The sequence below is a fragment of the Cupriavidus sp. C3SS-1 genome (genome assembly GCF_057073755.1).
Genome location: NZ_CP172700.1, coordinates 2,631,545 through 2,645,842 on the forward strand (window position 1 = coordinate 2,631,545; position 14,298 = coordinate 2,645,842).

Annotated in this window: 10 protein-coding genes; all 10 read right to left on the reverse strand. The window is 68.1% G+C overall.

Annotation, left to right across the window (positions count from 1 at the left end):
• Positions 1-54: 54 nt before the first annotated feature.
• Positions 55-2,466, reverse strand: coding sequence for a polysaccharide biosynthesis tyrosine autokinase (locus ACIGJC_RS28115; RefSeq protein ID WP_483712813.1), 2,412 nt, complete (start codon positions 2,464-2,466; stop codon positions 55-57).
• Between the two features lie 93 nt (positions 2,467-2,559).
• Positions 2,560-3,282 carry a Crp/Fnr family transcriptional regulator gene (locus ACIGJC_RS28120; protein WP_483712814.1) on the reverse strand — a complete coding sequence of 241 codons (723 nt, stop codon included), beginning with the start codon at positions 3,280-3,282 and terminating at the stop codon, positions 2,560-2,562.
• Positions 3,283-3,572: 290 nt separating this feature from the next.
• Positions 3,573-5,690, reverse strand: coding sequence for a glycoside hydrolase family 2 protein (locus ACIGJC_RS28125; protein ID WP_483712816.1), 2,118 nt, complete (start codon positions 5,688-5,690; stop codon positions 3,573-3,575).
• A complete protein-coding gene (locus tag ACIGJC_RS28130; protein ID WP_483712817.1) occupies positions 5,687-6,670 on the reverse strand; it encodes a DUF1839 family protein in 984 nt (327 codons plus the stop codon). Before ACIGJC_RS28130 ends, ACIGJC_RS28125 begins: the two co-directional genes overlap by 4 nt.
• Positions 6,671-7,261: 591 nt before the next feature.
• On the reverse strand, positions 7,262-7,540 hold the full coding sequence (locus ACIGJC_RS28135; RefSeq protein WP_483714426.1) for a hypothetical protein: 279 nt from the start codon (positions 7,538-7,540) through the stop codon (positions 7,262-7,264).
• Positions 7,541-7,636: 96 nt separating this feature from the next.
• Complete coding sequence (locus ACIGJC_RS28140) at positions 7,637-8,107, reverse strand: DNA-binding response regulator (protein ID WP_483712818.1); 471 nt, start codon at positions 8,105-8,107, stop codon at positions 7,637-7,639.
• A gap of 198 nt (positions 8,108-8,305) precedes the next feature.
• Positions 8,306-9,163: a response regulator transcription factor gene (locus tag ACIGJC_RS28145; protein ID WP_483712819.1), complete on the reverse strand. Its 858-nt coding sequence runs from the start codon at positions 9,161-9,163 to the stop codon at positions 8,306-8,308.
• A 729-nt stretch (positions 9,164-9,892) separates the two neighbouring features.
• On the reverse strand, positions 9,893-11,593 hold the full coding sequence (locus tag ACIGJC_RS28150; protein WP_483712820.1) for an ATP-dependent DNA ligase: 1,701 nt from the start codon (positions 11,591-11,593) through the stop codon (positions 9,893-9,895).
• On the reverse strand, positions 11,590-12,696 hold the full coding sequence (locus ACIGJC_RS28155) for a ligase-associated DNA damage response exonuclease (protein ID WP_483712822.1): 1,107 nt from the start codon (positions 12,694-12,696) through the stop codon (positions 11,590-11,592). The genes ACIGJC_RS28150 and ACIGJC_RS28155 overlap by 4 nt, the downstream gene beginning before the upstream one ends.
• Positions 12,697-12,886: 190 nt before the next feature.
• Entirely contained in the window at positions 12,887-14,110 is a 1,224-nt protein-coding gene (locus ACIGJC_RS28160) for an RtcB family protein (RefSeq protein ID WP_483714428.1), read from the reverse strand.
• Positions 14,111-14,298: the final 188 nt, after the last annotated feature.

Sequence of the window (14,298 nt, forward strand, 5' to 3'; positions counted from 1 at the left end):
GGACGTGGATGGGGCCACGCAGAAACGGGTACGCCCGGCTGCCGCCGGGCTACCTCATGCGGCCTTCGTACCCGATGCGTCCGCCGCCTTGTCGGCATGGTTGGTCAACGCCGGATGCTTGATCGCGGCACGCGGCAAGGGCATCCCGAGGTACGGATTGATGCTGTTGAAATCCGCGCGGTTGCTGCGCCGTTGCACCACGCCATTCAGGATGCCGCCCATCAGCCGCGCATCGGCGCGCGCCAGGCGCTTGATGGTTTCGTTGACCTGCTCCGCCGGCGTGACGTCGGCGCGAATGACCAGCAGCGTCGATCCCGCCAGGCTGGCGACCAGCGTCGCGTCCGCCACCGCCATCACGGGCGGCGTGTCGACGATGACCAGGTCGAAGCGGCCCGCGCAGCGGCGCAGGTTGTCCGCCAGCGTTGGCAGCATCAGCAGCTCGGACGGGTTGGTTGGCGTCTTGCCGTGCGTGAGGATGAATAGCCCGCTGACCACGGTCGGCCGGACGGCCTCGGCAATCTGCAGGCGGCCGGCCAGGACTTCGGCAAGCCCGCCTTCTGGCGGCTGGTCGAACCAGTCGGCGATCTTTCCGCGGCGCAGGTCCGCATCGACCAGCAGCACGCGCTGGCCGGCTTCGGCGAACAGCACCGCGAGATTGACCGCCGAGAACGTCTTGCCCGCGCCCACCGCGGGGCTGGTCACGGCCACCACGCCATCGGGCGCACCACGCAGCGAGAAATGCAGCGCCGCGCGCAAGCTGCGCAGCCCTTCCACGGCGAGCGAGTGCGGCGCGCGCCGGGCCAGCAGGAAATGGTCATGCAGTCCCTGCCTGAGCAGCCGTTCGCTTTCCGCGCAATCGCTGTCGGACTCGTCGATGGCGGATGCATCGACGAGCGCCGTGCCCGCGCGCGGGGCCTCGAGGCGGCTGTTCGCGTGCAAGGCAAAACCCGCGGCAATGCCCAGGCGCCGCTTGGCGTCGATCTCGCGTTCGAGCTCCGCCTGTTCGTCGCTGAAGGCGACATCCCCCAGCATGGCAATGCCAAGCCGCTGCTCGGCATCGTTGGCCGTGGCCAGCGATGGCTTCAGGCGCTGGCGCACGCCGACGCCTGCCACGCCAAGGCACAGGCCCAGCAGCAGCCCGCCGGAGACGTAGGGCCAGGCCCCGGGGCCGACCGAGCGCGCCGGGACGATGGCCTTGTCGACCAGCCGCATCTGGCTGGAGTTGTCCGAACGCTGCAGCGACAACTGCTCGACTTTCGTGCGCAGCGTCATGTACATGTCCTCGGCCACCTTGACGTCGCGCGCCAGCGCCACCGCCTCGCGTTCGGAGGCCGACAGGCTCTGCATGCGGGCATCGATCTCGGCGCGATCGCGCGTCATCTGCTGGATCTGGCTGTCGACGGTCTTGACCTCGTTCGCATCCGTGGTGAAGCGCTGCAGCAGCTTGGTCCGTTCCATCCTGAGCGCGGTGATCTGGCGCTGGTACTCCATGCTGTTGTTCAGGAACGATTGCGCGTCGCGGCTGGGTTGCATCGAGCCGGTGCGGGCGCGATAGCGGCTCTGCGCCTCTTCGGCGCGCGCGAGTTCGGCCTGCACGCGCGGCAACTCGCCGGTCAGGAAGGCCAGCGAGTCGGCGACGTCGCCGCGGCGCTGGGCGGTCTGTCCGCTGATGTAGGCGGCCGTCACGCCATTGACGAGCGCGGCGGCGGCACCCGGCTCCGGAGATTGCCAGGCGACGCGGACCGTGCTGCCACCGGACTCGCCGCTTTCGCTGTCGACGACCAGGCCCTGCCGGATCGCATCGGCGATGCGGGCCGCGTCATGGCGCGTCAGCAGGAAGCGCGTGCCGGGCGCGGCCTCGATGCGCGCCACGCGCAGCTCCACGCCGTTGCCGGCGGCATTCTCGCCGACCACGCCTTCGACCAGCGCGGTGTCCTGGTAGCTGATGCGGTAGCTGCCATCCCGTAGCACTTCGAACATCATGGGCTGGTCCACCAGCCGCTCCGGCACGGCCAGGCGGTCCAGCAAGAGCCGCTCGCCGCCCCATGCATAGCCAAGCCACGTGCCACGCGGCTGGCCTGGCGTGGACCATCGCTCGAACAGCGCGCCGAGCAGCGGCGCGCGCACCGGCCGCGCGGTGATGTCCAGGTGCAATGCCTCGACCACCGGCGCCACGATGGCACGGCTGCGCAGCAGGCCGGCGTCGAGCTGCGCGCCCGGCTGCGTCTGCCCGGCATTGCGCGCGGCGCCATCCTTGCCTTCCACCTGCACCAGCGCCTGGGCACGGTATTCCAGCGGGGACGACAGCGCCACCATGCCGCCGATGGCCGCGCCGAGCGCTCCGGCGGCGACGATCCATCCCAGATGGTCCAGCAGGACGCGAGCCCGCAAGGCCCGCGCCACCGGGGCTTCATGCCGGGGCATCTCCCGGTCGGCCGGTGCACCGGCATAGGACAGTCTGCTCACGGACACGACTCCTCATCCTCAAAGCGATGAAGGCCGGACACGCAGCGTGTGCTGCGGCACCGGCCATAGCGGTTCTGGTGCGGCGTTCCCGCCTCAGGCATGCGCCAGCGCTGGGAGCAGGCGGTCGTATTCGCGCTTGACCAGCTTGTAGCACTCGCAGGAATGCTTCTCCAGGCCGCAGCGATCCAGCACCGTGATGTGGCCGCGGCTGTGATGGATCAGGCCAAGGTCTTCGAGCTTGCCGGCGGCTTCGGTCACGCCCTCGCGGCGCACGCCGAGCATGTTGGCGATGACCTGCTGCGTGATCACCAGCTCGTTCGAGCTGAGCCGGTCCACCGCCAGCAGCAGCCAGCGGCACAGTTGCTTGTTCAGCGAATGGTGCCGGTTGCAGGCGGCCGTCTGCGCGATCTGCGTGAGCATGGCCTGCACGTAGAGCAGCGTGATCCGTTGCAGCGTGGGAGTGCGCGGCAACTCGCTGCGCAGCAGCCGCGCGGGGACACGGTAGGCCAGGCCCGGGCTGCGCACTTCCACGCGGCAAGGCATGGTGTCGCCGCCGGTCACCACCGGCACGCCGACCAGGCCTTCATTGCCGACCGCGGCGATTTCCACGGTGGCGCCGTCTTCCAGCAAGGACAGCAGCGACACCACCGACGTGGTGGGAAAGTACACATGGACGATGCGCTGCCCCGAATCCGTCAGCAACTCGCCGGCACGCAGGCGCACCAGCTCGATGTGCTGCGCCAGCGATTCCCATTCGCTGCGCGGCAAGGCATTGAGCAGATAGTTGGCATTCAGATCCGAGCGATGCGTGATCATTTCCGTACCCCCCATCCCGTATCCGGGCAAGAATCTACCTGTCGGCGGCTTGTCCCGCCGTGCCGGCGCTTTGCATTGGTGTTCCCTCCCGGACAGGCCTGCCGCGGACCCGCACCCTGCGGCAATGCACCTGACCCGGTGTCTGTATTTAGCGCCATGGATTGCCAATGGGACAGTAGGCAGACGGCTGGTGCGCCGTCATCCATTGGTAGGTCGGCCGGAAAGCGGACATGCAGGGCTGCGTGCTCGCGGCGCCTCCCCGCGCGCAGGCGAAGGCGGAAGGGGGGCCGCTAGGCGGCGTAGCAGGCGGGGTGATCCTGGTTCAGGGCCCAGACCTTGCCGGCGGGCATGACTCCGGGTTGAGACGTATGGCCGCCTTCATGCAAAAGTCGGATGCGCGTTCGCGCACCGGGCGCGAGATGGAACCAGTCCTGCGACGGCCGCAGCACATCGTCCTCGATATGCACCCAGCGCGCGAAATGCGTAGCCGATATCTCCAGCCACCAGTGCCCCGCGTCCTGCCGCACTTCGGCTTGCAGGCCCGCCTGCGGCAGCGCTTGCGCGCGGCGATCGGGCACGTGCGCCGCCTGGCTGAGCGGCGCGCCGCTGCGGGCGTCGGTCAGCGTGGCCAGCACGATATCGCCCATTTCGGGGGAACCGCCGTGCTGCGGCCGCGGCGTCAGCACGAGCGACTGACGTGGCGCCAGCTGCAGCATTTGCATTGACTCGGCGTGTACGTGCATGCCGTTCCGGACCCAGCAAACCCTGAGGCGGATGTCTCGCGCGCTCGCGGTCTCGTTCAGCAGGTCCACGCGGAGGCAGCCCGCGGCATCGGTCCCGAGCAGGACCTGCAGCGGGCGGCTTGCGGCCCGTATCGCATGCCAGGCCGACTTGGGCCGTCCCAGCACATCGATCACACCGGCACCATTGGCCAGCGCCACATCGCGCAGCGCCGGCACCAACGCCAGTCCGGACTGGCCGCCAGCGCGGCGGCAACCGGCGATGAAGTCATTCGCCAGTTCCGCGGCCAGCGCACGCGACAGGCGCAGATAGCGCTGCGGATCCGTGCGGCGCAGCTGCGGCGGATCCACGCCGTACAGCGCGAGCAAGTGCCGGTCGCGTGCATCCTCGGCATCGCACAGCGTGCCGCTCCGGTGCAATACGCCGGCCTTCCAGCGCGGATCGCCAAGCGCTTGCGACAGGCCAAGCGCGTCGAGCGTGCGCGCGCACGGCACAGCTGCGATCTCGGGAAACCATGCGGTGTCGGGCGCTGGCATGCCTTCGCGCCAGAGCAGGATGCCGAGCGCATCGCAGGCGCTGCGCAAATCGGCGGGCGGCGCGCAGTCGCGATCGAGAACCAGCGCGTTCAGGCCAGCTCCGCGCGCAAGGCGCAACCGGTGGCGCGCGGCCAGCGGCGACGAAACGAGCGCAGCCAGCTCGGCGGCGTCCAGGCGTGCGCCCCGGCAGAACACCGGCACATCGTTGATGCGAGGCAAGGGATCGCTTCCCTGCCGGTCGAGGCGCACGCTGCGCAAGGCGAGCCGCCCGCAATCGAGCACGTGTCCGCCCGCTTCGGCCAGCACGCGATACTGCGCCGGCTGGCCATGCGTATGGGGCCACCAGAAGCGCGGGGCGTCCACGCGCACATCGGCTTCCAGCGTAAAGGCGTTCTCGCGCAAGAGCGGCGCATGCACGGCGCCATCCGCGTTGCAAAGGCTCAGGCTCGCCTGCGCCGGTGCTTCACGATGCAGATGCAGGCGCAGCGCCACACGGCCCGCGCCATCCTGAAGTCCGGCGCGGAGATCCACCGCGGCATCGGCAAGCGCGTCGCTGCCGCCCAGCTCTAGCATCTCGACGGGTTGCAACAGGCCCACCGCGTGCAGCGGCATGTCCTCGGCCGCGGCATATCCGATGACGCGGGCCGACTGGAAGGCCGGTGCCGTGCGCCAGCAAAGCGTGCCGCGCGCCGCATGCAGGCGCGGCACGCTGGCCCGGAAGCACAAGTGCAGGGTGTTGATGCCAGCCAGCTCCACTTCGGCATCACAGGCGTCGCACAGAGCCTGCGGTGCGGCGATCGGGCGCCCGTTCACCCAGGCCTGCGCCGCGCCGGCCAGGCCGCGCAGGCGCAGCAGCCGGCGCCCGGTGCCGGCAAAGCGCAGGCGATACCAGTAATCGTGCCGATGCACCGCTGACGTGGTCTCGCGCCAGCGGCCTGCCACGCGCAAGGCGTCGGCCACGGTGCCCGGCACCGGCGCCGGCAGCCACGCCGCGCGCTCGTCGAGGCAAGCCGGGCTGTCCGCGGCGCCAGGCAGTGTTTCGAGCCACGACCAGTCGCCCGGCACGCGCAGCACGCCGGGCAGCCGCGCATCGCGGCGCCCGCGCGCAGCGATGGCGGGCACTGTCGTCACGTCTTGCTCCCCGCGAAATGCCGCGCCAGTACCGGTACGCAGGCCTGGTAGGAGGCTTCGAGCTGGTCCAGGCAATCTTCGCAGGTGTCGGGCTTGCGGCTGATCACCGCGCGCATCAGCCGGAACTGCATGACCATGGCCTCCGATGCCATCGTGTAGCAGGCCTCGGCGGTCTTGTCGGGCACCGGCTCGCCCTGCGCGACCAGCCAGCGCAGATAACGCGCAAGCAGTTCGAAGTTGGCGCCGAGCTGGCGCAGCACGCCGGCCGCATAGTGATGAAAGCCCGGCTCGCCGCGCGCCATCAGGCGATCGAGATGCTCGGGGAACGCGGCTCGGAAGGTGCTGACCGGATTGTCGGAGGGGCGGTTCGCCAGGTGAAAGCGAAAGAGTTCCAGAGAGGCCTTCAGCAACGACGCCTCACTGTGCGTGCAGGGATTGCGGCGCACCACGTCGGCGTGGGTGAAGATCTGGACTTCCGGGTTGCGGGTGCCGGCCACCCGCCCGAACAGCGCGGTGTAGTCTTCGCCGCTGGCCGTGTGATAGCCGTCCGAATGGAAATACCCAACGGCCAGCGCATCGGGAATCATCACGTCGATGCCGATGCATGAAAGCGTGCGCTGTCGATGGTAAGCAGCGCCCGGCGCAGGCGGGAGCTGGCTGCTGTCGACTTCCATCACCACGATATTGCCGCGGCTGGTCTGCGCGGCCACGTGGCTCTCGAGCGAGTCATACAAGGTCAGCGCATGGATGCTCAGGCCGAACAGCCGCTCGAGATCGGCTTCGGGTATCCGGCACTGCGTAAAATGATCCGCTTCAAACGCCTGCCTCACGGTGCAAGGCAGCGCCGCGATCGGTGGCAGGTCCAGGCCATGCAGCAGTTCGATCCACAGATCGACATGGCTGTTGACGTGCGACCAGACCGGATTTCCACCGCGCAATCCCGGACCGCCACGCCCACGCATCTTTGTGTCGCCGTACACCATTGGCCTCCGCGCGTGCCAAGACGTTGCGTTCACGGGCGCGCACGGCCAGGGCTGCACGCGCCAGCGCGCCTGCAGTCGAATGCCCGTGCATCTACTCCTGTCCTGCGCGCCTCCCCCACCGTATCCGCTGCTGCTATGACCGGTCGTGCTGGCGATCATTGCGCGGCGTGTTCACGGCAGTCTGTTGGACGGCGCACAGAGTCCCGCGGGCCTGCGCGCGGCGGGTCGCGAAGGGGTCATCGCATGGCCGCGGCAGGGTTGAAGTAGGAATGAATGCCTGGTGCGCGACCCCGCACGCATGGTGCTTCTGGCGGATGGAGGGCAGGACGGCGATTGCCTATCGTCGATGGGACGTGCAAGCGCTTTACACGGCTTGCACGGTTCAAAGCCCGCATGGTCCCCCGGTCGGCGGGCTTCTTTTTTGGTTCTCTGCCGGGGGATGGGTGGTGGCGACCTGCTGCGGCCTTTGCGACCGGTATTGCATCATTGCCTTCGGCTGCTGTGCGACGCACTGGCCGGCAAGCTTGAGCGGATCGACGTCGCTAACGCCCATCCTCTCTTTCGCAAAGCTCGCGCTGTGACCTCAGCTTACGGAACAAATGATTCCGGGACGCGGTGGCGGTGCTGGGCAATGATGAGAGCCTTGAGGCTGTCCACGCGCAGTCGCGCCTCGCGCTCGCCTGCCTCGCGGGCCGCCTCGGCGGCCGCGAATTCGCAGTCGAATTGCCGGCCATGCAGCTCGCCGCGGTACAGCAGCGGTTCATCGCTTTGCGTGGCCAGCCGGATTTCGAAGCAACATGCCCACTTGCCCCGCCCTTCGCGAACGGCAAAGCCGCGCACGACGAGGAATTCCAGACCGCACTCCATACGACCCCCTTGCACTCCCGCGGCGGCGGCCTCTGAAGCGGGACCAGCTTCTGTCGCGGGCAAATCAAGCATAGCCGCGTTGCGCGCGATTCGCCCTCATCCGGTCGCCGTAGTCCCCACCGGGCAAACGAGGGAGGACAGCGGCGTGCCATCGCCCAGCGTGAGCGCGGTGCGCGGGAAACACTGGCCACCCGCCCAGATCAGCGCCGTGGCGGCGCACACGAGCTCCGCCGATACCGGCGCCGCCAGGCAACCGCTCGCGCCGAGCAACGCGGCATGCAGCATCAGCGAAGCATCGAGCCGGTCGGAGATAACAAGCCAGCGCCGCGGCGCCAGCCTGGCGTGCAGGCGGTCGAGCAGCGCGCGTTGATCGCCTTCGACCCCGCTGCAATCGAGCAGCGCCATGTCGGCGGGGTCTTCGGCTTGTTCGGCAGGAATGCAGTCATCGGCTTCGTCGAGCCATTGCGGCGCGCGCCAGCGGATCGGGCTGGGCAGGCTGAGCGCCTGCAGCCGGCGGGCCAGGACCCGGCACATCACTTCATTGCTGGCAATCAGATAGGTCGACATTGACGGTATGGAGCGGCAGCCCTGGCCGCGGAAGCAATACCACCGTTGGAGAATGGGAGCACGTTGTACGCGCCTGCCCGGCGCGGCAAGCGGGGCGCGCCAGGGCCTTCACTCGAAACGTAGCAACCCGCCGCAACGCCTGCCTCATGCTTTTGGATGAGCCCGGCTCTACAGAAGGATGAGACCGCCCGGCAGCGACTATGCCGCCGCCATGCCCGCGGACATCTGCGGCTGGCCGGCCGTTGGCGGACCGGCCCAGTTGAGCGTGGCACCGCGCTGGAGCGCGACGTAGACCGCTTCGCCCTTGTTGCGCACGTGCAGCCGCTGGTACAGCGTGCACGCATGCGTCTTGGCGGTGGCGACCGAGATGTTGAGGATCCGGCTGACGGTCTTGATCGGATAGCCGCGCGCAAGCAGTGCGAGCACCTCGTACTGCCGCTCGGTGATGTTGAGCAGGTGCGCGCCGGCGGACGGTGTTTCGTAGCCGCCTACATGCGACAGCGACACGGTGCGCGGTGCGGGCTGTGCCGATTCCACGTGGGTGCCTGTCGCCGGCAAACCATGGCCGCGTTGCAGGGCCACGACGTTGCGGGCCTCGCCGGCCGCCGCGTCGGACAGCATGCCGTGAGTCATCGGCACATCGGTCATGGCTGCGGCGCTTTCCATCTGGATGCGGGACGGGAAACACTCGCCACCGGCCAGCACCAGGCGCACCGCTGCGTCCAGCGCCTCGGCACTGCTGTGCTTGTGCATGCAGCCACGCACGGACTCGGGCAAGCCGGTGGTGGCCAGCGCAGCGGCCGGGGATTCGGCCAGCACCAGCACGCGCTGCGGCTGCAGGCACTCGCACAGTTGGGCCAGCTGATGGCAGCCGCTGCCGGGGTCGGACGGCAGTCCGAACACCAGCAGGTCTGCGCCATGCAGCCAGAGGTCAGATTCAATGGGCGCCAGCGGATCGATATCGATCAGGTCCCCGGGGATGTGTGCTTGCGCCAGCAGATGGCGCAGCCCCAGGCGCAACAGTGGATGAGGCTCGATCAAGAGGATGGTGGCCATGGCCGCTCTCTTTTCTTGTAGCGGCAAGCGCGAACCCTGCGACAACCCGCACTTGCGGTCGGAAAATGCCTCGCTATCCTGCGGGATGCATTTTCCCTACGATCCGACAGCGCTCCAGCCCCTTCAGCGTACCCGTCCAGCATGCTGATGGTCCCTTCGCTTGGAGATGTTGAATCGCCCCGTTTGCGTCTATCCGACGCTTATCAAACCCGATGGCGTTCTTAGACGCCATTGAACTCAGATGTAAAATTTCGTAACTCTGGTAACCAGCATATGAAAGGGGTTGGAGGAAAGCAAGACTGCTCCGGACGGAGCGGGTTTTCCCCATGGTCAATTTTCATGATGCGCGCGGGGAAGGATATGTGGTGTCATCGTCTCGTTGAGAGACGTGCTGTGCAGAATGCGTTATATCAATGACGGGTTCGCGAGTATGACGACCCCCGATCGGGGGGTGCGGTGGCATGAGTTTGAGGGCGGCTCCCCGCTGAAGAGGGGGGTGTGGATGAGGCATGAAATGTCGCGCTCAGGCTACTTAGATGATCGCCTCGCCGCGTACCAAGCACGACCAGCAAGTCATCACCACGGCCCAGAGGCTTGGTGACGGTCCTGAGATAAATGCGATCCGTCTTATCGATTCACGATCCGCAACACGCGACGCTTGTCCGAACTGCAATGCGAACGATCCGAGGCCAGCTTCAGCGTGTTTTGCCTGCTCGGCCTGCTGAAGGCTCAGCTCGATTCTGTACTCGATGAAACGGGACTTCCCACCTCATCAACCTTGCCGGCGCCGGGCAGCATGGCTTCCAGCGTGGCCAGCGTATCGGCTTCCTCGATCGGCTTGTCGGTGCGCCAGCGCAGCATGCGCGGAAAGCGCACCGCAATACCGCTCTTGTGCCGCCCGCTTCGGGCGATGCCCTCAAAGCCCAGCTCGAATACCTGCGTCGGCTCCACGCTGCGGACGGGGCCGAACTGCTCCACCGTGGTCCGTCGCACGATGGCGTCGACCGCGCGCATCTCTTCATCGGTCAGGCCGGAATACGCCTTGGCGAACGGCACCAGCGTGCGGCCCGGCGTGCCGGGCGGCGCGCTCCAGACCGCAAAGGTGAAATCGGTATAAAGGCTGGCGCGCCGGCCGTGCCCCCGCTGCGCGTAGACCAGCACGGCGTCGACCGAGTACGGGTCGATCTTCCACTTCCACCAGACGCCCACATCCTTGGTACGTCCCGCGCCATAGGCCGCGCTGGCAGCCTTGAGCATAAAGCCCTCCACGCCGAGATCGCGCGAGGCCTCGCGCAGCCTGGCGAAGTGCGGCCAGTCATCGGCCTGGACCAGCGGGCTCAGTTCCAGCGACGGATGCACATGCCGGGCGATGACCTGGTCCAGCTGCGCACGGCGTTGGGCCTGCGGCCGCGAACGCCAGTCCTCGCCCTGCCATTCGAGCACGTCATAGGCCATCAGGATGGCGGGCGCTTCGCGCAGCAGCTTTGCATTCAGCGTCTTGCGGCCGATGCGCTGCTGCAGCAGCGCAAAGGGCTGCACGCGGCCCTGCTGCCAGATCACGATCTCGCCATCCAGCACGGTGCCGTCGGGCAGCGCCGCAGCCGCGTCGACGATCTCGGGGAAACGCTCCGTAATCAGTTCCTCGCCGCGCGACCACAGCCAGGTCTGGCTGCCACGGCAAACGAGCTGCGCACGGATGCCATCCCACTTCCATTCGACCAACCAGTCTTCGGGCGCGCCCAGCACAGCGTCGAACTGCTCCAGCGGCGCCTGCAGCGGATGCGCGAGGAAGAACGGGTAGGGCTGGCCACCGGCCCGCAGCGCGCGATCGTCTTCGCCTTCCGATGCGATCAACGCCTGGAATCGTGCCGGGTCGGGCCGCGCCGACAAGTCCGTGTAGCCGACCATGCGCTCGGCCACGCGCTTGGGATCGATGCCCGCCACCTCGCCCAATGCGCGCGTCACCAGCAGCCGCGATACGCCCACGCGGAACGCACCGGTGATCAGCTTGAACAGCACCAGCCTGCCGTGCGCGTCGAGCGGCCGCCACAGTGCGTCCAGACGCGGTATCAAGGCTTCAGGCGGCAACCCGCGCAGCGGCAGCAGGCGCTGCTCGACCCATTCGGCCAGGCCGGCGCGGTCGGCATCCGTCGGGTCCGGCAGCAGCAGCGCGATGGTCTCGGCCAGGTCGCCGACGGCCTGGTAGCTTTCCTCGAACAGCCAGTCCGGCAGGTCGGCGGCCTGGCGCGCCAGCTCGCGCAGCATCGACACCGGCACGATCTGCCGCGGCTTGCCACCGGCCAGGAAGTAGACCGCCCAGGCGGCGTCCTGCGGCGGCGCCGCGCGCAGGTAGTCCACCAGCGCAGCCAGCCGCGCCTTCGTCGAGGTGGTGCCGTCGAGCGCGGCGTAGAGCTCGGCGAAGGCCTTCATGGCAACGCTGGCTCGCCGTCGGCGACCGACTCCGCTTGGGCCTCGGTGCGCACGGAATCGTCGTCATCGCCGAATTCAGTCTCGAAGGCCTGCGCCTGCCAGCCGCGCTCGCTCAGGTAGCGCACCATCACCGGCACGTTGCCGTGGGTCACGATGATGCGCTTCGCGCCGGTGGCATCGATTGCCTGCAGCAGCCCGGGCCAGTCGGCATGGTCGGACAGCGCGAAGCCGCGGTCCACGCCACGGCGGCGGCGCGTGCCGCGCAGTTGCATCCAGCCACTGGCGAAGGCATCGGAGGCATCGCCAAAGCGGCGCAGCCGCGGCGAGCGCTGCGCCGAGGGCGGTGCCACCACCAGGGCCTGCCGCAGCAGCGGGCTGCGCGGCGGCAGGTCGGTGGCCACCGACATCGGCGGCAGCGCCACGCCCGCTTCGGCATAGGCGGCGTTGAGCATGGCCAGCGCGCCATGGACGATCACCGGCCCGGGCAGGCTGTCCGCGCCGGCGTGGCGCAGCAAGCCGTGCAGGATGCGCTGCGCCTTGCCGAAGGTGTAGGCGTAGACGATGCTGGCGCGCCCCGCCTGCGCGTTGGCCTGCCACCAGTGGAAGATCTCCGCCATCAGCGCCGCCTGCGGGGGCCAGCGGTAGACCGGCAGGCCGAAGGTGCTTTCGGTAATGAAGGTGTCGCAAGGCACGGGCTCGAACGGGTCGCACGTGCCATCCGCCTCGAGCTTGTAGTCGCCCGAGGCCACCCACACCTGGCCGGCATATTCGAGCCGCACCTGCGCGGAACCTAGCACATGCCCGGCCGGATGCAGGCTCAGCGTGACGCCGTGGTGGATGATACGCTGGCCGTAGGGCAAGGTGTCGAGCAGGATGTTGGGCAGCCGTGCCAGCAGCACGCCGCGCCCGGGCTCGGCACACAGGTAGTGCGCGTGCCCCAGGCGAGCATGGTCGGAATGGGCGTGGGTGATGACCGCACGGTCCACCGGACGCCAGGGATCGATATAGAAATCGCCGGGCGGGCAGTAGAGGCCTTCCGGGCGGGCGACGATGAGATCGCCGCCGCGTGGCGTGTCGGTGGGGAGCGGTCGGGGTGGGTCCAAGCGTGCCTCCTGATGCGCTGCGGCCGGCAGGCGGTCGCGATACCCCGGAGTGGGGAACCTGGGCATCATACGACCGGGCACCGAAGGGAATGAAGTCGGCAGAGGATGATTGTGGTGTCGGTGCGCGCCGACAAGTGGCCCGACCGGTTCCGCCAGCGGCATTGCCCATGGCCGACTACCGACCTTGGTCCTATCCTTTCACGCACACCACCTGGCGCAGCGTGTGGACCACCTCCACCAGGCTGCGCTGCGCGGCCATGACGGCGTCGATGTCCTTGTAGGCCATCGGGATCTCGTCAATCACCGCCGCATCCTTCCGGCATTCGACGTGGGCGGTGGCCCTGACCTGGTCGGCCACCGTGAAGCGGCGCCTGGCTTCGGTGCGGCTCATGGCGCGGCCAGCACCATGACTGCACGAACAGAAGCTTTCGGGATTGCCCAGGCCGCGCACGATGAAGCTCCTGGCGCCCATCGATCCGGGAATGATGCCCAGTTGGCCCTTCTGCGCAGAAACGGCGCCCTTGCGGGTCACGAACACTTCCTCGCCGAAGTGGCGCTCCTTCTGCACGTAGTTGTGATGGCAGTTCACTGCCTGCTCACCGAGACCGAAGGGCTGGCGAATCACGCCGCGCGCGGCTGCCATGACGGCGTCCATCATCACCTCGCGGTTACGGCGTGCATACGCCTGCGGCCAGCCCACGGCTTCTACATAGTCGTCAAAGTGCCGGCTGCCTTCTTCAAAATACGCCAGGTCGCGGTCCGGCAGGTTCGCGAGATGCTGCCGCATGTCCTGCTGCGCCAGCGCGATGAACAGCGAGCCGATCGCATTGCCTACGCCGCGCGAGCCGCTGTGGAGCATGAACCAGACGCTATCCGCCTCGTCCAGGCACATCTCGATGAAGTGGTTGCCCGTGCCGAGCGTGCCCAAGTGCACGTGATGGTTGGTGCGCTCCAGCTTCGGGTACTTCTGCGCCAGGCGCCGGAAACCAGGCAGGAGCGTTTTCCATGCGTCGTCGACCAGATGCGGGGCACGCCCGCTCCACGCGCCGGGGTCGTTGCGCCCGGGCGCGCGGCCATGCGGCACGGCCTTCTCGATCGCACTGCGCAGGCGGGCCAGCGAATCGGGCAGGTCAGTTGCCTTGAGCGTCGTGCGGACGGCCATCATGCCGCAGCCAATATCGACCCCGACCGCTGCGGGGATGATCGCCCCCCGCGTCGGGATGACACTGCCGATCGTCGAGCCCTTGCCCAAGTGGACATCCGGCATCACCGCAAGGTGGCGATGGACGAACGGCATGCTCGCCGTGTTGCGCAACTGGCGCAGCGCTTCCTCCTCGACGGCCACGCCCCTCGTCCACATCTTCACGGGCTTGCCCTCGGCAAGCTCCATGAGCTGATAGTCGGTTTCACTCATATCGACTTCCTGAAAGCGCGGCGTCTGCGCCATCGGCCACGCCTTCAGTTTGCCCGGCCGCAGCGCCTGGCTCAAGCGCCTGCGCCCCGCAGAAATGGGTACGCTTTTGATCTTGGGGCCTGTGCGTGGACCGTCGGCAGGATCGAACGGCCGCATGGCAAGCCCTCGTCCGGCCGCTGCCACACGCT

Excerpts from the sequence above, each read along its gene's own strand:
- ACIGJC_RS28120 (WP_483712814.1), bottom strand. The coding sequence starts at position 3,282 with ATGATCACGCATCGCTCGGATCTGAATGCCAACTATCTGCTCAATGCC.
- ACIGJC_RS28135 (WP_483714426.1), bottom strand. The coding sequence starts at position 7,540 with ATGGAGTGCGGTCTGGAATTCCTCGTCGTGCGCGGCTTTGCCGTTCGC.
- ACIGJC_RS28140 (WP_483712818.1), bottom strand. The coding sequence starts at position 8,107 with ATGTCGACCTATCTGATTGCCAGCAATGAAGTGATGTGCCGGGTCCTG.
- ACIGJC_RS28145 (WP_483712819.1), bottom strand. The coding sequence starts at position 9,163 with ATGGCCACCATCCTCTTGATCGAGCCTCATCCACTGTTGCGCCTGGGG.
- ACIGJC_RS28150 (WP_483712820.1), bottom strand. The coding sequence starts at position 11,593 with ATGAAGGCCTTCGCCGAGCTCTACGCCGCGCTCGACGGCACCACCTCG.
- ACIGJC_RS28160 (WP_483714428.1), bottom strand. The coding sequence starts at position 14,110 with ATGAGTGAAACCGACTATCAGCTCATGGAGCTTGCCGAGGGCAAGCCC.